Below are 20,446 nucleotides of genomic sequence, written 5' to 3'. Positions count from 1 at the left end.
GTCATCCTCCAAAACAAACTCCGTAATCTGCGTCAAGCTTACTATTCCTTATGAGCTCTACAGCCATAAGGAGATCTTCTTGTAGTCTTGAATAATAAGCTTCATTGAGCTGATTGATGCTATCGGTGTAGGATGGTTTGTGCTCGCAGTTAGAGCTAAGCCTACAGGCGGTATAAGTGGACTGCTCTGTAGTCAGGGCTATGTATCCCTTTGTCCTTACCTGAGACTTCAGGATAGATAGCGCTTCCTGAAGGTTTTGAAGAAAAGTTTCAGATATGTAGTATTCTCCAAGAATGGCTGGTCCAAGCTCTGGATTCTGTCCATCGTAGTTTTCCCATATTTCGAGCATGAGACTGTAGCCTCTCTGAAGTGCCTGCAGGATTTTTTCGCTAATATAAAGGGCATTGCCCTCAAGTCTAGTCTTTGTGAGGGATAGAACAATCACCTTTTCACAGTTCTCCTTCAACCTCCATTCAAACACTGGTGGTATAATCCTTATCTTGGAGAGGTAATAAACAAGGGGTAGCAGACGTTTATCCTGCATGCGGAAATTCCTTCCATAGTCCATCAGAAAAGTATTTATGTCCTCCTCCGGTCTGCGTATAAACCTCAGGGTGCTACCTGCACCTATAACAATATATGGTCTATCGTAAAATGTATCCTCACATACATTATTGGAAAGCCTAAGACTTCCCCTTATGGACACTTTTGCAAAGTTCCTTCCACTTTGTCATCACTGAGAAAGTTTATATCCCTGAAGCTGTATTCCGCCACTCTGTAGCCAGCTGAAATTTCCCTGTCCTCCTCACTAATTTCCCTTTTCCGCTGATTCTTACCCTGCCACCTATTTATATAGGGAACTCCTGCTTTGGCTTTTTGCCTTGCAGGATTTACCAAATCAACGTTGATATTCACCAATCCTTCAGATGCGGAAGGAGCCTGATTACTTGTATTATTACCGAAAACATGTTCTTTGCCTAGCGGTCTTTGAAGCAAGCCAAGTGCAAGGACAAACCATACACCTGCAAGTATAAAGCTGAGAATACGGAGCATTATGTGATTATAGCACGGACTTAAAGTGAGCCAAACTTTGCTCCAAGCCAGTCTGACTATAATCTTTCATTCTCAGTCTGCTTAGATTATATTATACCTATGCTGGAAATAAAGGAAAGAGACCCTCTGAGCAATCTTTTTCTTGAGGTGCTGGACGACCCCTCAAAAAAGGAAATGGTCTTTTACATCATGTGCTATTCACAAATCGTAAGGAGGGAGGGAAATCCATATGTGGAGCTTGAGAAGTTCCTCTCCTGTGCCTACAGAAACTTCCGGAGCGCAAGGAATTACTGGAAGGATGTGCTTGTGGAGATGAACCTCTTTGTCATATCTGACCTGTATGGAAATCTTTACATGGGCAAGGACATATACAGGGTAGAAGAAGGTGGCATATACCTTATAACTATAAGAAGCGAATACCTCAACCTCTTTGATAACATAAGCCAGAAGGCTCTCAGGCTCTGGAACATACTCAGCAGAACAGTGCTTTATAGAAAGCATGTGACCGCTCAGGATGCTGTAATCATCTCAACCTTGATGTTCAACGAGGGTCTTTACGATGAGTTAAAGAATTACTGTGAAGTCTGTATTGAAAGATATCCAAGCGAGAAGAAATATTTTAGAATGCTTGACAGGCTTGCAAGTGTGTATTCAGGTGAGAGAAAGGATTTGATAAGGGAAATAAGAGAGGTCCTTCAGGAGGCTCAAGCCCTGGGAGATGTTTACTATGGGCTTAACCTTTTCAAGCTGAGAAAAGACCTGGAGGCCCTGCTCAGAAGGGTGGAGGCAGGGAAGAGTATAAGCCTACTGAAGATAGAGTTTATAAACCAGAAAAGGAAAGGGGGAAGCTGGCTAAGAAGATTCCTTAAGAGGTTTAAGGATGTGATAGATAAAATATTTAGAAGGGACAATAACCTCCACCTATTTGAGGGGGCTTTATGTTCAAAGAATTTTCAGACCCCATACATCAACTCATAAAGGCCTACGACTGTGAACTGAAGGTTATAGACAGTTTTCCCCTTCAGAGACTCAGGTTCATAAATCAGCTTGGCATAGCTTACCTGGTCTTTCCCTCTGCCCAGCACAGTCGGTTTGAACACTCCCTCGGAACTATGGAGCTCGCAGGGCGCATATTTGAAAGTCTGGGGCTCAGGGACAAAAGGCTATATCAGCTTGTCAGGCTTGCCGGTCTCCTGCATGACGTGGGGCACACGCCCTTTTCCCATACAACAGAGGTCCTTCTTGGAGACAAAAGCCATGAGTCCATAGGGGAAAGGGTGGTCTATGAGGAGGGAATACTGGATACACTCAGAAATTGTGGATATTCTTATGAAGATATAGAGCTTATTGTAGAGCTTGCCTTTAAGAAAGGAGGAAATCTGCCAAAGATAATCACCGGAGAGTTTGGGGCAGACAGAATGGATTATCTCAGAAGAGATGCCTACTTCTGCGGGACTTCATACGGCTTTTTTGACTACAGCAGGCTTTTAGAAAATATGGTGCTGGTGGATGGCAGAAAATGTGTTCACATAAGCGCCCTAAGGTCTCTGGAGAGTTTTATACTTGGAAGGTATTTTATGTATTCCCAGGTCTACTTTCACAAGGTGGTGCGTATACTCAACATACACTTAGAGGAGGTGGTGCAGGACTTTCTGGAAAGGGGGCTTTTGAGCCGGGAGGATTTTTACAGGAAAACTGACCAGCACATTCTCCATTTGATGATAGACAGACAGGGAGAGGAAAAGGTGAGGAGGGTGCTGGGAAGGGAGCATTTCAGGCAGGTCTTTTCCACTTCATCAAAGGGTATGTTTGAATTTGTCAGAGATAGAATTCTTGAGAAGTATGAGGAAAGCCTTTTCAGGTTTGACCGCGTGAGCAAAAGGGTGCTGGATGAGGACATACCTATATGGGACGGGCATGACATGCTCAGCCTGAAGGAGGAGTCTTATCTTGTGGCCTCCCTCAGGGATATAGAGGTTTACAGGATATACGCACATCCCGAGCACAGGGACGAGGTAAGGGAATATGTTCGCAAGGTATCTAAGTAATTCACGCCTGACCACCATAATGCTGGTTCGTCTCACTACCCTTGTAGGTATACTTTCCCTGTGGAATGTATCAGAGCCATTTTACCTTTTTGTTTTCTCACTCCTGTATCTTCTCGGTGTTCCCATGGACATAAAGGGTGTGTATCCTGTAAGAAGGCTTTTCCTGAACTTTCTTGGTATAGCTCTCAGCCTTTATTTCCTCTCTTCTCTCAGCCTTGAGGACCTTCTCAGACCCTTTTCCCACGTGGTTCTTCTGCTTATCTCCATAAAAAGTCTGGAGGAGAAAAAGCCAAGAGACCTGTATCAGATGCTTCTTCTCAGCCTTTTTGCAGTGTCCATATCCACAGCCTACAACCTGAGCCTGAGTTTCCTTCTTGTCTTTCTTCTCCATAGCCTTCTCGGTGTTTCTTCTCTTATCTTCCTCAACCTCTACAGAACTGCTGGAGAGAAAAGGTTTGACCTTAATATTTACAGGTATTTTGTCGTATCAGGAGTATCCCTTTTCTTTATGGTCGCCCTTTTCACCCTCCCCTTCTTCTTTCTGCTTCCGAGAACTCAGGCTCCTCTTTTTGACCTTTTCTCCAGAGGCAGTGGTCTCAAAACTGGTCTTGCCGAGAGCGTAAGCCTCGGGAAGGTAGGGGAGATACAGGAGGACAACACAGTTGTCCTGAGGGCATACGGGCTCCCTCAGCACATGAAGGAGCCCTACTGGAGAGCTGTGGTCTTTGGGAGTTATGTCAAAGGCACATGGCTGAGGGTAAAGGAAGAGGCCTTTCAAATGCCTGCAGGAGGCGGAAACCTCCTTTACACCCTAGTGCTTGAACCCTCTTTTGACAACATGATACCAGCCCTTGATTATCCCTACAGAGTTCTCAGCGTAGAGGGTATGTCTTCCAACGCCTACATGACAACAGGAAACACCCTGCGCCTTGACAGGGAGATAAACAGAGCTATAAGGGTAAAGGTAAGTTCCTCAAACAGCCTATATCTTGAGGAAGACCCCGGGGATTACCTGCAGGTGCCTCAGGATGTGAGCCCCAATCTGAAAAGGCTGGCAGAAGACTTGTCCAGAGATACGAAGAGCGACGCTGAAAAACTCAGAAGGGTAGTGGAGCATTTTTCAAAAGGCTACCAGTACAGCCTCAAGCTTGAAAAGTATGAGGGCGACCCACTTGACTACTTCCTCTTCGTATCAAGGAAGGGGAACTGCGAATACTATGCCAGTGCAACTGCACTACTCCTGAGGCTTATGGGAGTTCCTGCAAGGGTTGTGGGGGGCTACAGAGGTGCACTGTGGAACCAGTATGGAGGTTATCACATAGTGACAAACTCCATGGCACACGTGTGGGTTGAGGCTTATGTAAACGGAAGATGGCTGAGGGTGGACACAACACCCTCTTATACCTCACCCGCAGTCAGAAAAATCTCATCCCTTGCCCTCATAAGGGATTCCATAGTGAGCTTCTGGTATTCAAACATAGTGGGCTATTCCTCACAGAAACAGATAAGGCTTTTCAAAGGCATAGGAGAAGGCATAAAGGCAGAGTTCAGCATAAGCAACCTCAGAAAAAGGTTCTTTGAGTTAACTCAGCTTATCTTTCTGGCTCTTACCTTCTATCTTGCCTTCTACCTCTTTCAGAGGTCCAAGAAAACGCCTGAAAACCTTTATCGCAGAACAAGGGAACTTCTTCACAGAGAGGGAATAGTGGGGGAAGATGCTCTACCCGAAGATATCATATCCGCCTGCAGAGATACAGAGTTGCACAGGTATGTGAAGTTCATAATCTCCATCTACCAGAGGCACAGATATTCTCCCTACAGGGTTTATCCCGATGAGATAGAGGAAGGCTACAGGACCCTGAAAAGGCTGAAAGAACTCATCCGTAATTCTCGTCACTCCTGACCTTTATGACCGTGTGCACGTTCCCTCTTGGGTTGAAATCCCCAATAACCTCAAGAAATCTGGGTTTGAGAGTTTCCTGAAGGGCTGTGTATATTTCATTGGTCGCCTGCTCATGGGAGATGTAGCGGTTTCTGAACTTGTTGAGCCAGAGCTTTAGAGACCTGAGCTCCACGATGTATTTATCCGGTATGTATCTTATCCTTATGGTGGCATAGTCGGGATAACCTGAGCGTGGGCAGAGGCATGAGAATTCAGGGAAGGTTATTTCAATCATGTAGTTCCTTTCAGGCGTAGGGTTTTCCCAGGGTTCAAGCTGGGCCTCTTCTATGGCAATCTCTCCGTATTTTCTCTCCATAGGCTTCTATTTTAGGCTCTGTATGAAATAAATTCAATCCTCTAAGGGCACATGAGTAGAACATAAACCCCATCAAACTCTCTTCCTTTTAACACGGGTCTGCACTGACTGAGCTCATCCATGTATTTTTCCCTTGTTATTACCATCCCCCTTGCCTGCAGTGGCTCTTCCAGCCCTTTTATGCACTTACCCGAGTAAAAAACAAGGGCAGAATCCTCAGCCCTGTAAAAGTGGAGAAGACCATGGTAGGACTTAAGCACCGGATAGGCTTTTGGTGCGAACCTTTCCCTTTCGTAGAGATAGAGGGGTGGCATGAGAAGAAGCAGGGCTACGAGGGACAGTCCTGTTATAACCTTCATGTATCTTTCGCTTACCACATGAGCCAGCATGATTGCAAGGGGCGGGTAGGAAAGAAGTATGTAGTGATGAAGCTTGTTTCTGGCAAGGCTGAAAAACACCAGGACGAAGGAAAACCAGAGCAGAAGGGGGATCCAATCTCTCCTGAAGCTTTTTATAAGTTTTGGATACAGGGGTATATACCAGAGGGTTGCCACCGCAATAACAACAAGATAGTAGTAGAAGGGTGCGGGATGCGTTGACCTCTGCCCCGTGTATCTCATAAAGTTTTCGTATACAAAAAATCTGTAGAAATACTCGTATCCATGCTGGGCAACCATGAAAACATACCAGGAGGAACCAAGCAGGAGAAAGATGGCTACGCCAACTGGACTGAGAAAGTTGAAACTTCTTCTCCAGAGAAAGTATATGCCCAGGGCAAGCACTACCCCCACAGGACCCTTTGTAAGGAAGGCAAGGGCAAGGGCAATCCATCCCAGAGTGAACCTTCTCTTCAAGAAGGCATAGAGCCCTTGCATGGCAAAGAAGGTGTTGAGCATCTCTGGCACAAAGGCCCTTGACTCAAGCCACATGTGAGGGAAGGTAGCAAGAATAAGGGCACTTTTGAGGGCTATGTCTCTTGAAAAGAACTCAAGAGCTATCCTGTAAGTAAGGAATACAACACCAATCGCAGAAAGACCTGAGACCAGCCTTGCAGAAAACTCATTAAGGCCAAAAAGGTATGAGCTAAGAATCGCCATCCAGTAGAGCATAGGTGGTTTTTCAAAGCGGGGCTGGCAGTTATACATGGGGGACAGAAGGTCTCCACTTTTCAGCATATTCTGGACTGCATCTGCATTTCTTCCTTCGTCAATAGAAGTAAAAGAGAGTATCCAGTTTCCTACTATGAAAAATACGAGCGAAAGGATTAAAACATGACGCAAACCATAAGGAAACATAAGGCACCTATGGACCAGCCAGCGAGCACGTCCAGTGGAAAGTGAGCACCCATGTAGACCCTGCCATAACCCACAAGAAGAGGGTAGGCAAACAGAAGGGGCTTTAACAGAAGGGGTGAACCCTTCAGGAGACAGAGGGCTACGGTTATGGACATGGCCGAGTCCCCTGAGGGAAAAGATTTCAGCCTGAGCTTTTCAAGGAGGTATACATCTTCAAGAACCGCAGAGGGCCTCTTTGCCCTTACCGTATACTTGAGAGCCTTGACTATAAGAGCCTGAAGGAGCATGGCAAGGACATACTTCATAAACCTCGGGTCTCCAAGAATAAAAAGAAAAAGACCCACGGAAGCACCAAACCAGCCCTTACCGAGAAGGTAAAAGTATCTGTAAAAAACATCTAATAGTGGATGTCTGCTGTGGTTTATGATGTAGAAAAGCTGGTGATTGAAAGGGACCTTCTCTATGTTTATCATGTGTATCTGTAGACTATCCTGCCCCTTTGGACCTCTTCTGGCACAAGAACCACCTTCTGGTCGCTCATGAAGGAAACAAAGCCCTCTATGAGCCCTGCAAAGAAGTAGACCACAGGAGAATTGATAAGGTCCTCGCCCACAATTGCATCTGTGAATATATCCTCCTCTGCGATAACTCTTCCCTCCTCTTTTCTCAAAGATTTTGAAAACCCAAGGTCTTCAAGTATTACACATGCGCGTCTCAGAGCCTCCTCCTTTGGCAGGTTCTCTGGAAAGTGTCCTATAAGACTTTCCAGTAGCTTTGGTCCTGCCTGTTTGCCCGCATCACGCATCACAGCCTTTGCACCTTTATCTCCAATAAGATTTTTTACACCCTCCGCCATATTGACTATGGCAAGAAGAAGAATATCTGCATCAATCATTCCTTTACCCTCCTCTATTAATTGTAGCATGCTCCCTCTTTTTCTGTAGATTAGGGGTGCTTATAAAAGCTATAAGCTTTGCTTAACCTACAGACTCGTAAATTCTTCCCCTGAACTTTGCACCCAGAGAAAGAGCAAGTTCTTCTGTTTTTTTCATATCTACACCTTCATAATCTACAGCGGTGGCTATCACCTCAAAGCCCTCCATTACTGCGGTTTTTATAAAGTCTATCACCTTTTCAAAGGCGTCAGGCTGTGCTGGTTTGCAGACCCTGTCGTAGGTTTCCCTGTCGGGTGCATTCAGACTCACAGACCATACATCTACAAGACCTTTAAGCTCTTTGAGCTTTTCCTTCGGGAGGAAGGTAAACATGAGACCATTGGTGTCAACCCTTACCCTTCCACCCCTTTCCTTTATCCATTTTGCTATCTCCTTAAGGGCGGAGAACCTTAGAGTTGGCTCCCCGTATCCGCAGAAGACAACTTCCTGGTATTTCTTGGGGTCTCCTATTTGCCTTATGACTTCTTCCACTGTGGGGTCCCTTGAGACCCAGACCCAGTAGCCCTTAACCATGAAGTTTCTCTCCCTCTCTCTCTGACAGAAGGTGCAGTGAAGATTGCACTTGTTGGTGAGGTTTATGTATAGCTTGTTGGTTATTACGTAGGTTATGGTCTCCTCCTGACCCTTGGTAGAAAGGTTAAAGAGGAGCTTTGCATTTTCTGAGGTCATCCTCTCCACGTCCTCTAAAGAGCAGTTAGGTATGAGCTGAGCCATGACCTCTGCGGTATAGCGAATATAGGGGGGCTTGTTGGGTCTTCCCCTCACTGGCTGGGGTGCAAGGAAGGGTGCATCTGTTTCTATGAGGATTCTTGTGGTAGGCGTCCTTTTTACAACCTCTCTCAGGTCCTGGGCGTTGGGGTAGGTAATTATGCCCGAATAGGAAATGTAGAAGCCAAGGTCCACGCAGGCTTTCATAAATTCATAGGAGCCAGTAAAACAGTGCATCACACCACCCACTTCGTAAGCCTTCTCCTCCTTCAGAATTCTCAGGGTTTCCTCCTCTGCATCCCTTGAGTGCACCACTATGGGAAGCCCAAGCTCTCTGGCTATGGCTATCTGCTTTCTGAAGATGTCTTCCTGCCTCTTTCTGTCAGAATAGTCCTTGTAGAAGTCAAGACCCATCTCTCCAAGGGCTTTTACCTTAGGATGTTTTTGAGCCAGCTCTCTGAGCCAGAGAAGGTCTTCATCCCTGACCTTATCCGCCTCATGTGGATGAAAGCCCACCGCACAGAAAACATGAGAGTGCTCCTCTGAGAGCCTCAGGGCATTCTTTATGGTTTTTCTGTCATAGCCCACCGTTATTAGATATTCAAGACCCCGGTCCTGAAGGGTCTCTTCAAGGTCATCTTTTTTTAAAAGGTCAAGATGGCAGTGGGTGTCTATCATGGCAAGAAAAAGATAAGGGGTAGGAAAATCCTTTCAATGGCGATTGTCATAGCCTGAAGTGCTCTTTTATCCTTTTGATTATACTTTCTGCGGTAAAGCCAAAGTACTCCATAAGCACATCACCCGGTGCGGATTTTCCAAAGGTTTCAAGCCCTATCACCAGTCCCTCCGTCCCCACATACCTGTGCCAGCAAAGGCCCCTTCCTGCCTCAACCGCCACCCTCCTTTTTATCTCTGGCGGTAGAAGGGCCTTTTTATAGTCCTCTTCCTGCTCCTCAAAAACCTCAAAACTTGCCATGTTAATAACCCTGACCTTAAGACCTTCCTGCTGGAGCATTTCGCCTGCCTTTAGGGCCGGATGCACCTCTGAGCCGCTTGCAAGGATTATGAGCTCTGGAAACCCATCGCAATCAAGAAGCGTGTAGGCACCCCTCCTTATGCCTTCAGCGGGTGGATACTTTGCCCTGTCTATGAGAGGCAATTTCTGCCTTGTGAGTATGAGGGCTGTTGGTCCTTCCTTTCTCTGTATAGCCATGTCCCAGGCTATGGCCGTCTCCTCTGCATCCGCAGGCCTTATAACTCTGAGGTTTGGAATCAGCCTCAGGGAGCTCAGATGCTCCACTGGCTGGTGAGTGGGTCCGTCCTCACCAAGTCCTATAGAGTCGTGGGTAAAAACATACACCACCTGAAGGCCTGCCATACTGGCCAGCCTTATGGAGGGCCTCATGTAGTCAGAAAAGACGAGAAAGGTTCCACCATAAGGAATTATGCCCCCATGGTATGCCATGCCGTTCAGGATTGTGCCCATTCCATGCTCTCTCACGCCAAAGTGGATGTTTCTTCCAGTGGGGTTTTCCCCAGAAAAATCGCCCATACCATGCAGGTATGTGTTGTTGGACTCAGAAAGGTCTGCAGAGCCCCCAAAGAGGGTGGGTAGATGGGGAGCTATGGCGTTTAGCACCTTCCCACTTGCCTGACGGGTGGCCATAGGTTCGGTAAAGACCGGAATGTGCTTTCTGTATTCCTCGCCCCAGTCTTTTTTGAAGGCTTTCAGAAGAAGCTCTGCCTCCTGAGGATACTTCTCCCTGTAGGCTTCAAAAAGCCTGTTCCATTCTTCTTCCAGCTCTCTACCCTTCCTTATCCTCTCTTCTCTATATGCCAGTGCCTCCTCCGGCACATAAAACTCTTCTTCTGGCCAGCCAAAATTTCTCTTTGTCTGAAGAGCATTTTCTCTTCCAAGGGGTGCACCGTGAACGCTGGCATCATCCTGCTTTGGTGAGCCATAGCCCAGATGCGTTCTCACCGATATGAAGGAGGGCCTTTCCTTCTGCCTTAGGGCATTCTCTATTGCCTTTTCTATATGCTGCAAGTTGTAGCCATCCTCTATGTGCTGAACATACCAGCCAAAGGCCTCAAACCTCTTGCAAACATCCTCTGACCAGGCAAGGGATGTGGGCCCATCTATGGAGACTCCGTTGTTGTCGTATATTACCACAAGCTTATTTAGCCTCCAGTGAGCTGCCAGCTCCCCAACTTCGCAGGAAACCCCCTCCATCAGGTCCCCATCGCTCACCAGTGCAAAAGTGTAGTGGTCAATTACAGGAAACCCTTCCCTGTTAAAGAGGGATGAAAGATACTTTTCCGCAAGAGCCATGCCAACCGCGTTTCCTATACCCTGGCCCAGGGGTCCTGTGGTTGCCTCCACACCGGGGGTCAGAAAGTTTTCAGGGTGTCCGGGCGTTCTGCTACCGAGCTGTCTGAAGCCTCTGAGGTCTTCAAGGCTGAGGTCATAGCCCATCACAAAAAGAAGAGAATAGAGCATGGCGCTGGCATGACCTGCAGAGAGCACAAAGCGGTCTCTGTTTATCCAGCCCGGGTTTTCTGGGTTAAAGCGCAGAAAGCGGTCAAATATAAGATATGCTATATGGCTTGCTCCCAGGGGCATACCCGGATGCCCTGACTTTGCCCTCTCTACCTGGTCAACGCTCAGAAATCTTATGGTGTTTATAAGAAGCTCGTCCCTATTCATGCCCTGACAAGCTCCTCCCTTAGTTCCTTTGCGGTCTCCACCATGTTTTTCAGTGAAGGAATAACCTCTTCCCATCTTCTGGTCTTTAGGCCGCAGTCGGGGTTTACCCAGAGGAGTTCCACAGGAAGCACCCTCATGGACCTTTCAAGAACAGCTTTGATTTGCTCCTTTGTGGGGATAGCCGGTGAGTGTATGTCGTATACACCTATGCCTATCTGTCTGTCCCATCCTCTGAAGTTTTCAAAGGCGGATATTATCTCTCCCTTGCTGCGAGAAGCCTCTATGGATATGACATCAAAGTCCATCTGGTAGATGTAATGGAGAACTTCATTGAACTCACTGTAGCACATATGGGTGTGTATCTGAGTTTCTGGCCTTGCCTTTGAGCATAGCCTGAAGGCCTTTACCGCCCAGTCAAAATACTCTGGCCAGTCCCTTCTCTTGAGAGGCGCTCCCTCTCTGAAAGCCGGTTCATCAATCTGAATCACCTTTATGCCAGCCTGCTCAAGGTCTCTCACTTCCTCAAGAAGGGCAAGAGCAATCTGGTAGGCTATCTCCCTTTTTGGGATGTCTTCCCTGTAGTAGCTCCAATTGAGGATGGTGACAGGTCCAGTGAGCATGCCCTTGACGGGCTTTTCTGTCAGGGACTGGGCATAGGCAATCTCCTCCACTGTCATGGGCTCTGGTCTGTGCACATCGCCGTATATGATGGGCGGCCTGTAAACCCTTGAGCCGTAGGAGAGCACCCAGCCATGTTTTGTGGTGGCAATGCCTTCCAGCTTCTGGGCAAAGAACTCCACCATGTCTGTCCTTTCAAACTCGCCGTGAACCAACACATCAAGCCCAATTTCTTCCTGAACCTTTATAAGGTCTTCTATCTGCTTTCTGATAAATTCCCTGTATTCCTCCTCCGTAATCTTTCCGGAGGTGTATGCAGTCCTCGTTTTTCTTACCTCCTCCGTCTGTGGAAAGGAGCCTATGGTGGTGGTAGGAAGGAGAGGAAGCCTGAGAATATCCTGCTGAAGCCTTATCCTCTCCGCATATGGCATTTCCCTCTCAAAGTCCTTATGGGTAAGACGTGCTACCCTTTTTCTTACCTCCTCCCTTATGCCAAAGGCCTGGAGGGCAAGCCTTTCTGATTCTTCCACTTCCCTAAGAGCCTCCTCCTTCCCTTCAAAGGCCTCTCTGAGAACTTTCAGCTCTCTGAGCTTTTCCCTTGCAAAGGAAAGTCTTTCCCTGAGACCCTCTGGAAGGGCATCTTCGGGAGCTACGCTCACAGGAAGGTGGAAAAGGGGGCAGGAATTGGAGATTATAAGGTCTTCTGCGTATTTTGAAAGTTCCTCTACAAGCCCTAACTTTTCTCTGAGGTTTGCCCTCCATACGTTCCTTCCGTTTATTATGCCCGCTATGAGTGCCTTACCTTTGGGAAAGCCCTCCCTTCTGAGGTTCTGGAGGTTTTCTCCGTTGGAAACAAGGTCAAGCCCAAGGGCTTTTACTGGCAGGTCCACAAACCTTCTGTAATCTGAAAGGCTATCGTAATAGGTAAGCACATATACATCAAGATGCTTGCTCAGACATCCGTAAGTTTCGTGCACCAGCTCCCACTCCCATCCTTCCATCTCAAGACACAGGGCTGGGTCTTCCATGAGCACCGCCTGAGCACCAGCACCTTTCAGGCTCTTTAAAAGCTCCTCGTATACGGGGAAGACTGCATTCAAGTATTCTTCAAAGTCCTTCTGGCTTTCCAGTTTTGAAAGCTCGTAGAGGGGTAGTTGGGAGGTGGAGGATTTTTTGAGGACCTTTGAGAGCTTGAGGAAGGTGAAGGGAGCTACAAGCTTTGGAAGGGGGCTGTATCCTCTGTTTTTAAAATGGCTGAACTCCTCAAGTGGTATGTTTTTCAAAAGCCTGAAACTTTTGCTCTCGAGCTCTGGAACAAGGTAGTGGTAGTTGGTGTTGAAGTATTTGGTCATCTCAAGAGCCTGACCCCCCCTTGCCATCTGGAAGTAAGTCTCGAGCCCTCTGTAATCTCCAAACCTCTTGGGAACCGCACCCAGCGTTATTGCCGTATCAAGCACAAAGTCGTAATAAGAGAGCTCTCCAGAGGGGAAAAGGTCCACATGGGAGCTGTAAAGCTCTGCCATCCAGTCCCTGAGAGAGTTCATACCATCTATGAAATCAGCTTCTGAAATCTTGCCCTTCCAGAAGTTCTCCAGAAGGCTCTTGAACTCCCTCTTCTCTCCCAGCTTTGGGAAACCATAGGCGAGGGTTTTCATGACAGGCACCTCCGAGAGTGTTAGGTTAATAAATTATAAGCTATCTCCTCTATCTGATTTACATCTGGATGTGAGCTGGGTTTTGCAAAGACAAAACCCTGAAGCAGTTCTACCTCAAGACTCATGAGATATTTCAACTCTTCAACCTTCTCAACACCTTCTGCGAGAACCTTTACTCCGGTTTCTCTGCACGCCTTTACCAGTCCACTGAGAATGGCCTGTTTAACCTGGTTTTTATGAATGTCTCTAATCAGGGATATGTCAAGCTTTGCTATGTCTGGATGTATCTCAGTCAGATGGTATAATCCAGAATACCCAGCCCCCACATCATCAAGGGCTACCTGCACCCCCTCAGCCTTGAGAAAATCTCTTATAAGCTTTATGCTGTGTATGTCCATCCCCTCGTATTCATCTATCTCAACCACAACCTTTGAGGGTTCAATACTCCTGCCCATAAGGCTTGTCATGAGTTCACCCACGTTTTCCAGCGGATTTTTCAGGAACTTGGGATGAAAATTCAGGAAAAGGTGGTAGGAAGATAGTGACCTGTTAATGTATTCAAGCAGAGCTCTTTCTCTGCAGAATTTATCTGCAATGTAGGAAATTCTATCGCTTACCTTGAAAAGTTTGTTTATTGGTATGGATAATCTGCATAGGGCTTCAAACCCATATACCCTCCTGCTTCTGGTATCTATGATTGGATGGAATTGCGTCTCACCCGTGTTCAGTATGCCCAACAGACTCTGAAAAAGGTATTCTTCAACAAACTCTTCGAGGGTGACTGACCTGAAACCTATCTCAATAAGGTCCTCTATTTTTGATATTTCATCTTTTTTTGCCACGTATATCTTCATTTTCCCTACAATCTCCCTGGGAAAATTATCTACCATGCTTATGAATTTTTCCCTGTCCATGTTCAGAACAAAAACATTTCCAGCACTTTTAAAGGGCACTTTCAGGGAAAAAAGCACCTGCTTTAGCTTGTCTGGGGAATCCTTCAGATATAGAACAATCATATCCCTTCCACGTCTGCCATGCAAAAGAAAAGCTTCTCCGGCATGCTATAATTTTAAAACATATGGAAAAGGTTCATGAAATAATACTGAGGCTTGAGAGGGTTTTCCCCAACAGGCTTGAGCTCCACTATTCAAACCCGCTTGAGCTCCTCGTAGCCGTCATACTTGCGGCGCAGGCAACAGACAAAAAGGTGAACGAGCTTACAGAAAGCCTCTTTAAAAAATACAGAAGCTGTGAAGATTATCTGAAGATCCCACTTGAAGAGCTTGAGAGGGACATAAGCTCCATAAACTACTACAGGAACAAGGCAAAGTTCATAAAGTCTGCATGCCAGAAAATAATGGAAGATTTTGGAGGGAAGGTGCCGGATACTATGGAAGCTCTCACGAGCCTTCCCGGTATTGGCAGGAAAAGCGCCAACATAATTTTATACAACGCCTTTGGTAAAAACGAGGGCATTGCAGTAGACACTCATGTGGCAAGAGTAAGCCAGAGGCTGGGCCTTACGCAGGAGAAAAAGCCAGAAAAGATAGAGGGAGACCTGATGAAGCAGATCCCAAAAGAGCACTGGGGAAAGTTCTCAAACCTACTCATACTCCTTGGAAGATACGTATGCACCGCCCAGAAGCCAAAACATCATGAATGTCCCCTCTATGACCTGTGTCCATCAAGGGAACTATGATAGGCGTAATAGGTGGAAGTGGGCTTTACAGGCTTGAGGGTGTGGAGGTTGTGGAAAGAGTAAGAATCAGGACGCCCTTTGGTGAGCCCTCTTCGGATGTGGTTATAGCTCGGATAGAGGGAAAAGAGCTGGCTTTCCTGTCCAGGCACGGGGAGGGACATGTATACCCACCGCACCTTGTGCCTTACAGGGCAAACCTCTGGGCTTTCAGAGAGCTTGGAATAAAAAGGGTTCTTGCCGTATCCGCAGTAGGTGCCATAAATAGAAGGTTCAAGCCCGGGGACTTTGTGCTCGTGGATGACCTTCTTGATTTTACAAAGGGTAGGAAAGATACCTACTACGAGGGGAAGTTTTCACTGCCAGTGAAGGGGGACGACAGGGTGGCAGAGCTTCTCAGCAAGGGCAAGGTGGTGCACATAGACGCAGGTCAGCTTTACTGTCCCCAGATGAGGTCGGTGCTTATGGAAACCCTTGAAGGGCTTAAACTTCCCTATCACCCCTCTGGCGTATACGCCTGCACGGAGGGACCAAGGTTTGAAACGCCGGCGGAGATAAGGGCTATAGAAAAGTTTGGGGGTGATGTGGTGGGTATGACGGGGTATCCTGAAGTGGTTCTTGCCCGCGAGCTTACCATGTGCTACGCGAGCCTTTGCGTGGTGGCAAACCCTGCGGCGGGCATAGCGGGCTACAGGCTCACCAGCGAGGAAGTCATAAGCCTGATGAAGAAGAGGGAAGAGGAAATTGGGAAATTAATTCTGGAGTTTATAGAAAGATTGCCTGAGGATAGAACCTGCGGTTGTGACCGAATACTGGAAGGTGCAGAGGTTTAGACCCTCACCTCCTGCAGGAATCTGCCAAACTCCTCAAGAAAGTTTCTCACCGCTGGGCTCTGTGGCCTGTCTTTGCTGTAAACCATGTAGAACTTTCTAACAGGCGTTTCCATACCTCTTACTTTCAGGACCCTGACCTCTGGGCTGTCAAGCCCCTTCAATACATGAGATGAAAGATAGGAAACAGCCCTTATACTTCTTAGCACTTCCAGTATAACCTCGTTTTTGTTCACAACAAGGACCACGTTAAGGTCCCTTACATCTACGCCCAGCGACCTGAGAAAGCTCTCCATAAACCTCCTCGTGCCAGAGGTCTCCTCTCTCAGGATGAAGGGCATACTTGTAAGCTCTTCAAGAGTAAGCCATTCTCCAACACCTCTGCCACCCACAAAAAGAATACTGTCCTCCCAAACTTCCCTTACTTCCATTCTCTGGTCATAATGGACAAAACCAGTAAAGCCAAGGTCAATCTCCCCAGATTCAACCTTTCTGAGCACTATTTCAGAGTCTTCCACCGTCAGGTCTATCTTGGTGCTGGGATTTTTGCTGATATACCTGCTTATAAACTCTGGCAGGAGATAGCTCCCCGGTATGGAGCTTGCGCCTATTTTTATGTAGCCCTTGTATGAGCCGGTTAGAAGTTTTATCTCCTCTATTACAGAGAGCTTTAGCTCAAGCAACTTTCTTGCGTAGGGATAGAGCATATGGGCGTTGCTGGTGGGAAGTAGTTTCCTGCCCTTTCTGTAAAAGAGCTTGAGACCTATGGACTTTTCAAGCTGATGCATGTGAAAGCTTATGGTGGACTGAGAGAGATGAAGACAGTTTGAGCTTTCAGAAAGGCTCCCCTTTTCATACACACAGCAGAAAAGTTCAAGCAGTCGCAGGTCCACATCGATGTTTTTCATGGTATTAGCTTAAGCATAATCCATCAGAGCTTCAATGAAGGTGGTCATAGGTTTTTGTTCACAGGTTGACCTTTTCTTCCACCACAAAGGGTTTGTCTTCCCTCGTTCTGTAGTATACCCTTACAAGAAGCTCTGCTATTACACCAGTGGATATGAGCTGGATGCCCGCAAGAGTAAAGAGCACGCTGAGAATGAGCAGGGGTCTCCTGCCTATGTCTTCCTGGAGAAAGAGCTTGATGAAAATAAGGTAGAGGAGCATAATCAGGCCAAGGCTCAGGAGAACAAAGCCAAAGGTCCCAAAAACATACATGGGCTTGTTTATGTATTCGTTGAGGAATTTAACCAGGAATATGTCCAGTAAAACCCTTATGGTTCTACCTATGCCATACTTTGACCTTCCGTAGATTCTGGGATGATGTCGGACTGGAATCTCCGTAATCTTTGCACCGAGCCTTTTTGTAAGGGCAGGCAGAAACCTGTGCATGTCTCCATAAAGCTCAAGCCTCTTTATTATTCCCGCTCTGTAAGCTTTCAATGTGCAGCCATAGTCATGAAGCTCAACTCCGGTGACCTTTGATATGACCCAGTTGGCTATGATGGAGGGAAGTCTTCTTGAAAGGAAGGGGTCTTTGCGGTCCTTTCTCCAACCGCTCACTATGTCATAGCCCTCTTCCAGCTTTCGCAGAAGCACTGGTATGTCTTCAGGGTCGTTCTGAAGGTCCGCATCCATGGTTATGACAACTTCACCGCTGGCGTGCTGAAAGCCAGCATACATGGCCGCTGTCTGACCATAGTTCTTCCTGAAGCGGATGAGTTTTACCTTCGGGTCTCTTTCTGCTATTTCCTTAAGTCTTTCCCAGGTGTGGTCTGCAGAACCATCATCCACAAAGATGACTTCGTATTCTCTTCCAAGGTTTTCAAGAACCTTTCTGAGCTTTTCATAAAGTATGGGGATGTTTTCCTCTTCATTGTAAGCAGGAATGACTACGGAAAGGTAAGGGTCCTTATAGCTCATACCTTCCCTCCGACCTCATAACTACTAGGAGGTTTCTGCCCTCTTTCTTCACTTCCTCCACCCTGTAGTCGTAGAAGTTTATCCTGTGCAGGTCTGAGAAGGTCAACTTCCATTCGGCCATGAATCGCAACACATAGGCATGATGTCTTGCTGGATTTTTAACTCTCATGTCTTTTCTGTAAAACTCAAAACTCAGAACAGACTCTGCGAAGCTAAAGTCAAAAAGGCTCATGTAGGTCTTGCCAAAAAAGGGGACCACATGCTTTCCACCAAAAAGTCTTTCAGAAAAATTTTTAAAATGCCCTTTCCAGAAGTCTATGAGCTTCCAGCCCTTATACAGGCTATTCCAGGATACAGGTGCAAAGGGCACACAGGCAGAGGGCTTTAAAAGACCATAAAGTGGTGTGAGCACCCATGAATTTTCCTCTATGTATTTAACTACCCCCGGAGGCAGGACCCACAACTCCAGACTTTCCCAGAAGGGGCCACCAAACCTCCTGTAGAGAGGTGCAAGAGAGCCATCTTTTACAAAGTCTTTCTCAATGGACCTTGCAAGGGGTTCAAACTCCTCAAGGCTGAACCTGCTCTTATCACAATTCTTAAAAGCCAGCCTCTTCTGAAGAGGGCTGTAAGGAAGGAGAAAAAGGAACATGTCTAAAATTATAAGGCATGAGGCTCAAAAAACATCTCGGTCAGCATCTTCTGGTAGCAAAGGGTGTGCTGGAACGAATAGCAGACTTCCTGCAGGTGGAAGAGGGGGATGTGGTGGTTGAAATAGGTCCGGGCACGGGTAATCTTACAAAGGAATTACTCAAAAAACCCCTCAAAGAGCTTCACCTTCTGGAGGTAGACCCCCAGATGGTAGGGATACTTGAAGGAAACATAAGGGACAGCAGGGTAATTATACACAGGGCGGATGCAACCCTTTTTGACCTCTGCTCTCTGGGAGAAAGGCTTAAGGTGACAGGAAACCTTCCTTACAATGTGGCAAGCCTGATACTGGAAAACACAGTCTTTCATCACGGGTGCATACCCCTGGCAGTATACATGCTACAGAAGGAAGTGGCTGAGAAGCTCCAGAAGGGCCCTTCCTGGCTCTCCACCTTTGTCCGAACCTTTTACAGAGTAGAGTATCTCATGAGCCTGCCAGGCAGGTTTTTTAGGCCACCTCCCAGAGTTCAGTCTGGACTCGTCAGGCTCCTGAGAAAGGAGACCATCCCGGAGATTGACCTGAGAGACTACAAGAAATTTCTTACAGGGCTTTACTCCATGAGAAGGAAGGCACTCAAGAACAAACTTCCAGAGGAACTTCTCTTTCAGACAGGTATTGACCCCATGCGTAGAGTGGACTCTCTACAGCCAGATGAAGTTTTTATGCTTTATAATATCCAGAAAAAACCAAGAGGTGAAAGACCATGATGGACACCTTCTTCATGGAAAGAGACCCATATGCTCCCATAAGACACTGCTATCCCATAAGCAATGTGCTTTACCACGGCAAGAGTGAGTATCAGGAGATAATGGTGGTGGAGTCACCCCACTTTGGAAGAATCCTTGTCCTTGACGGCGTAGCTCAGTGCGATGAACGCTATGAGTTCATATACCACGAGTTTATGGCGCATGTCCCCCTCTACGCACACCCAAACCCCGAGAACGTTCTTATAATAGGTGGTGGGGATGGTGGAGTTCTCAGAGAGGTGCTCAAGCATCCAGAAGTCAAGAGGGCAGTGCTGGTAGACATAGACAGGGAGGTTATAGAAGTATCCAAAAGGTTTCTTCCCACAATGGCAGGTGCCTTTGAAGACCCGAGGGCGATAGTGCTGAACGAGGACGGCTACAGATACATACAGGACTATGAATCTGAGTTTGATGTGATAATAGTGGACTCTACAGACCCGGTGGGCTTCGCCCATGTGCTTACAACGGAGGAGTTTTTCAAGTATGTATACAGAGCTCTCAAGGAGGATGGTATTTACGTGGGTCAGACAGAGTCCATACACTACCACATTGAGATAGTAAGGAGAATACAGAAGGCGCTGAAAAAGGTTTTTCCCGTGGTAGACCTATATACGGCGGTAATACCGGGCTACGCAGGCTACTGGTGGACCATGTCCATAGGTTCAAAAAAGCATCCTGTAAGGGAGCCCTCAAGGGAAGTAAAAGTTCATACAAAGCTTTATTCTGCAGACATGCACAGGTATGCCTTTTTGCCTGAAAGTTTTTACAGCAGGCTCATATCAGGCGAGTATGTGTTTTAATACTTGCCGGTGATGTAGTCTGCTACGGTTTTCGCTGCTATGGAATGGGGCTTTACCACCGGCTTTAGTCCCTGTGCAAGCACGTAGCCAATGGCTTCTTTGAGTATGACGCTGGAGTTATGTTCTGGGTTGGGGTTTATGTCGAGGTGGACCTCAAAGGGTCTTTTGCCCACCACCTCCGATATTTCAAGGGCGAGGTAAACTGCCCTGCTCACCTCCTCCAGAAGCCTCTGTCTGAGAGACCTTATCCTGCTTACCCTGTCCACCCTCCAGAATATTTTTGCACCCCTGCAGGAATCTATGTGGACAACCACAACGGAGACAAAGACTGTGTAATTTTTCACCTGTCTTGAGTCACAACCTACGTAGACTGCAGTTTTTTCTGATGTCCTTTTTATGAACTCTTTTATCTCATCAACATCCCTTATCAGGGGCATGTAA

General features: G+C 46.9%; 21 protein-coding genes. 7 read left to right on the top strand and 14 right to left on the bottom strand.

The features are described 5' to 3' along the window. Position 1: 1 nt before the first annotated feature. Positions 2–706, bottom strand: a complete 705-nt coding sequence (locus ACKRDP_RS07675; RefSeq protein ID WP_409154175.1) for a hypothetical protein — start codon at positions 704–706, stop codon at positions 2–4. Beyond that, positions 697–1,053, bottom strand: coding sequence for a hypothetical protein (locus tag ACKRDP_RS07670; RefSeq protein WP_409154174.1), 357 nt, complete (start codon positions 1,051–1,053; stop codon positions 697–699). The genes ACKRDP_RS07675 and ACKRDP_RS07670 overlap by 10 nt, the downstream gene beginning before the upstream one ends. A gap of 99 nt (positions 1,054–1,152) precedes the next feature. Here ACKRDP_RS07670 and ACKRDP_RS07665 point away from each other — a divergent pair, with 99 nt between their 5' ends. Genes ACKRDP_RS07665 through ACKRDP_RS07655 form a run of 3 tightly spaced genes read left to right on the top strand, consistent with a single transcriptional unit; the run spans position 1,153 to position 5,004 of the window. Continuing rightward, positions 1,153–2,031, top strand: coding sequence for a hypothetical protein (locus ACKRDP_RS07665; protein ID WP_409154173.1), 879 nt, complete (start codon positions 1,153–1,155; stop codon positions 2,029–2,031). Continuing rightward, positions 1,992–3,101 (top strand): HD domain-containing protein, encoded by a 1,110-nt coding sequence (locus ACKRDP_RS07660; RefSeq protein ID WP_409154172.1) that lies wholly within the window; start codon positions 1,992–1,994, stop codon positions 3,099–3,101. The genes ACKRDP_RS07665 and ACKRDP_RS07660 overlap by 40 nt, the downstream gene beginning before the upstream one ends. A 19-nt stretch (positions 3,102–3,120) precedes the next feature. Then, on the top strand, positions 3,121–5,004 hold the full coding sequence (locus ACKRDP_RS07655; RefSeq protein WP_409154171.1) for a transglutaminase TgpA family protein: 1,884 nt from the start codon (positions 3,121–3,123) through the stop codon (positions 5,002–5,004). Here ACKRDP_RS07655 and queF read toward each other — a convergent pair. From queF to ACKRDP_RS07615, 8 genes are all read right to left on the bottom strand, one after another. Next, on the bottom strand, positions 4,979–5,359 hold the full coding sequence (gene queF / locus ACKRDP_RS07650; protein WP_409154170.1) for a preQ(1) synthase: 381 nt from the start codon (positions 5,357–5,359) through the stop codon (positions 4,979–4,981). The genes ACKRDP_RS07655 and queF overlap by 26 nt on opposite strands. A gap of 41 nt (positions 5,360–5,400) precedes the next feature. Next, entirely contained in the window at positions 5,401–6,654 is a 1,254-nt protein-coding gene (locus ACKRDP_RS07645) for an ArnT family glycosyltransferase (protein ID WP_409154169.1), read from the bottom strand. Further along, on the bottom strand, positions 6,624–7,127 hold the full coding sequence (locus ACKRDP_RS07640) for a phosphatase PAP2 family protein (RefSeq protein ID WP_409154168.1): 504 nt from the start codon (positions 7,125–7,127) through the stop codon (positions 6,624–6,626). Before ACKRDP_RS07640 ends, ACKRDP_RS07645 begins: the two co-directional genes overlap by 31 nt. Continuing rightward, complete coding sequence (locus tag ACKRDP_RS07635) at positions 7,124–7,549, bottom strand: hypothetical protein (RefSeq protein ID WP_409154167.1); 426 nt, start codon at positions 7,547–7,549, stop codon at positions 7,124–7,126. The genes ACKRDP_RS07640 and ACKRDP_RS07635 overlap by 4 nt, the downstream gene beginning before the upstream one ends. A gap of 82 nt (positions 7,550–7,631) precedes the next feature. Further along, positions 7,632–8,996 carry a TatD family hydrolase gene (locus ACKRDP_RS07630; protein ID WP_409154166.1) on the bottom strand — a complete coding sequence of 455 codons (1,365 nt, stop codon included), beginning with the start codon at positions 8,994–8,996 and terminating at the stop codon, positions 7,632–7,634. A gap of 46 nt (positions 8,997–9,042) precedes the next feature. After that, a complete protein-coding gene (gene tkt / locus ACKRDP_RS07625) occupies positions 9,043–11,025 on the bottom strand; it encodes a transketolase (RefSeq protein WP_409154165.1) in 1,983 nt (660 codons plus the stop codon). Continuing rightward, positions 11,022–13,298 (bottom strand): 5-methyltetrahydropteroyltriglutamate--homocysteine S-methyltransferase, encoded by a 2,277-nt coding sequence (gene metE, locus ACKRDP_RS07620; protein ID WP_409154164.1) that lies wholly within the window; start codon positions 13,296–13,298, stop codon positions 11,022–11,024. Before metE ends, tkt begins: the two co-directional genes overlap by 4 nt. 20 nt (positions 13,299–13,318) lie before the next feature. Further along, complete coding sequence (locus ACKRDP_RS07615; protein WP_409154163.1) at positions 13,319–14,338, bottom strand: EAL domain-containing protein; 1,020 nt, start codon at positions 14,336–14,338, stop codon at positions 13,319–13,321. Between the two features lie 38 nt (positions 14,339–14,376). Between ACKRDP_RS07615 and nth the strand changes: the two genes are divergently transcribed. Both nth and mtnP read left to right on the top strand, forming a co-directional pair. Then, positions 14,377–14,997 (top strand): endonuclease III, encoded by a 621-nt coding sequence (gene nth / locus ACKRDP_RS07610; protein WP_409154162.1) that lies wholly within the window; start codon positions 14,377–14,379, stop codon positions 14,995–14,997. After that, positions 14,994–15,827: an S-methyl-5'-thioadenosine phosphorylase gene (gene mtnP / locus ACKRDP_RS07605; RefSeq protein WP_409154161.1), complete on the top strand. Its 834-nt coding sequence runs from the start codon at positions 14,994–14,996 to the stop codon at positions 15,825–15,827. Before nth ends, mtnP begins: the two co-directional genes overlap by 4 nt. Here mtnP and ACKRDP_RS07600 read toward each other — a convergent pair. From ACKRDP_RS07600 to ACKRDP_RS07590, 3 genes are read right to left on the bottom strand one after another with little or no spacing between them, the layout of a single operon-like run. Next, on the bottom strand, positions 15,824–16,732 hold the full coding sequence (locus ACKRDP_RS07600; protein ID WP_409154160.1) for a LysR substrate-binding domain-containing protein: 909 nt from the start codon (positions 16,730–16,732) through the stop codon (positions 15,824–15,826). The two genes, mtnP and ACKRDP_RS07600, sit on opposite strands and share 4 nt — an antisense overlap. Positions 16,733–16,790: 58 nt before the next feature. After that, positions 16,791–17,747 (bottom strand): glycosyltransferase family 2 protein, encoded by a 957-nt coding sequence (locus tag ACKRDP_RS07595; protein ID WP_409154159.1) that lies wholly within the window; start codon positions 17,745–17,747, stop codon positions 16,791–16,793. After that, the gene (locus tag ACKRDP_RS07590) at positions 17,737–18,399 is read right to left on the bottom strand and encodes a hypothetical protein (protein WP_409154158.1); all 663 of its coding nucleotides are present in this window, start codon (positions 18,397–18,399) and stop codon (positions 17,737–17,739) included. The genes ACKRDP_RS07595 and ACKRDP_RS07590 overlap by 11 nt, the downstream gene beginning before the upstream one ends. A 17-nt stretch (positions 18,400–18,416) precedes the next feature. On the opposite strand from ACKRDP_RS07590, the gene rsmA reads away from it, so the two are divergent. Then, a complete protein-coding gene (rsmA, locus tag ACKRDP_RS07585; protein ID WP_409154157.1) occupies positions 18,417–19,166 on the top strand; it encodes a 16S rRNA (adenine(1518)-N(6)/adenine(1519)-N(6))-dimethyltransferase RsmA in 750 nt (249 codons plus the stop codon). Further along, positions 19,163–20,005, top strand: a complete 843-nt coding sequence (speE, locus tag ACKRDP_RS07580) for a polyamine aminopropyltransferase (RefSeq protein WP_409154156.1) — start codon at positions 19,163–19,165, stop codon at positions 20,003–20,005. Before rsmA ends, speE begins: the two co-directional genes overlap by 4 nt. On the opposite strand, the gene ACKRDP_RS07575 is transcribed toward speE, so the two are convergent. After that, entirely contained in the window at positions 20,002–20,442 is a 441-nt protein-coding gene (locus ACKRDP_RS07575) for a ribonuclease H-like YkuK family protein (RefSeq protein WP_409154155.1), read from the bottom strand. The genes speE and ACKRDP_RS07575 overlap by 4 nt on opposite strands. Between the last annotated feature and the right edge of the window lie 4 nt (positions 20,443–20,446).

The sequence above is a fragment of the Pampinifervens navoyensis genome, from assembly GCF_046159715.1.
Taxonomy (GTDB): Bacteria; Aquificota; Aquificia; order Aquificales; family Aquificaceae; genus Pampinifervens.
Note: the sequence above shows the minus strand (reverse complement) of the source record. Positions and strands in the feature narration are given on the sequence as shown.

What these genes read in the sequence shown, in the direction of transcription:
- ACKRDP_RS07670 (WP_409154174.1), bottom strand. Translation starts at nt 1,053, where the DNA reads ATGCTCCGTATTCTCAGCTTTATACTTGCAGGTGTATGGTTTGTCCTT.
- ACKRDP_RS07665 (WP_409154173.1), top strand. Translation starts at nt 1,153, where the DNA reads ATGCTGGAAATAAAGGAAAGAGACCCTCTGAGCAATCTTTTTCTTGAG.
- ACKRDP_RS07660 (WP_409154172.1), top strand. Translation starts at nt 1,992, where the DNA reads ATGTTCAAAGAATTTTCAGACCCCATACATCAACTCATAAAGGCCTAC.
- ACKRDP_RS07655 (WP_409154171.1), top strand. Translation starts at nt 3,121, where the DNA reads ATGCTGGTTCGTCTCACTACCCTTGTAGGTATACTTTCCCTGTGGAAT.
- queF (WP_409154170.1), bottom strand. Translation starts at nt 5,359, where the DNA reads ATGGAGAGAAAATACGGAGAGATTGCCATAGAAGAGGCCCAGCTTGAA.
- ACKRDP_RS07645 (WP_409154169.1), bottom strand. Translation starts at nt 6,654, where the DNA reads ATGTTTCCTTATGGTTTGCGTCATGTTTTAATCCTTTCGCTCGTATTT.
- ACKRDP_RS07640 (WP_409154168.1), bottom strand. Translation starts at nt 7,127, where the DNA reads ATGATAAACATAGAGAAGGTCCCTTTCAATCACCAGCTTTTCTACATC.
- ACKRDP_RS07635 (WP_409154167.1), bottom strand. Translation starts at nt 7,549, where the DNA reads ATGATTGATGCAGATATTCTTCTTCTTGCCATAGTCAATATGGCGGAG.
- ACKRDP_RS07630 (WP_409154166.1), bottom strand. Translation starts at nt 8,996, where the DNA reads ATGATAGACACCCACTGCCATCTTGACCTTTTAAAAAAAGATGACCTT.
- tkt (WP_409154165.1), bottom strand. Translation starts at nt 11,025, where the DNA reads ATGAATAGGGACGAGCTTCTTATAAACACCATAAGATTTCTGAGCGTT.
- metE (WP_409154164.1), bottom strand. Translation starts at nt 13,298, where the DNA reads ATGAAAACCCTCGCCTATGGTTTCCCAAAGCTGGGAGAGAAGAGGGAG.
- nth (WP_409154162.1), top strand. Translation starts at nt 14,377, where the DNA reads ATGGAAAAGGTTCATGAAATAATACTGAGGCTTGAGAGGGTTTTCCCC.
- mtnP (WP_409154161.1), top strand. Translation starts at nt 14,994, where the DNA reads ATGATAGGCGTAATAGGTGGAAGTGGGCTTTACAGGCTTGAGGGTGTG.
- ACKRDP_RS07600 (WP_409154160.1), bottom strand. Translation starts at nt 16,732, where the DNA reads ATGAAAAACATCGATGTGGACCTGCGACTGCTTGAACTTTTCTGCTGT.
- ACKRDP_RS07595 (WP_409154159.1), bottom strand. Translation starts at nt 17,747, where the DNA reads ATGAGCTATAAGGACCCTTACCTTTCCGTAGTCATTCCTGCTTACAAT.
- ACKRDP_RS07590 (WP_409154158.1), bottom strand. Translation starts at nt 18,399, where the DNA reads ATGTTCCTTTTTCTCCTTCCTTACAGCCCTCTTCAGAAGAGGCTGGCT.
- rsmA (WP_409154157.1), top strand. Translation starts at nt 18,417, where the DNA reads ATGAGGCTCAAAAAACATCTCGGTCAGCATCTTCTGGTAGCAAAGGGT.
- speE (WP_409154156.1), top strand. Translation starts at nt 19,163, where the DNA reads ATGATGGACACCTTCTTCATGGAAAGAGACCCATATGCTCCCATAAGA.
- ACKRDP_RS07575 (WP_409154155.1), bottom strand. Translation starts at nt 20,442, where the DNA reads ATGCCCCTGATAAGGGATGTTGATGAGATAAAAGAGTTCATAAAAAGG.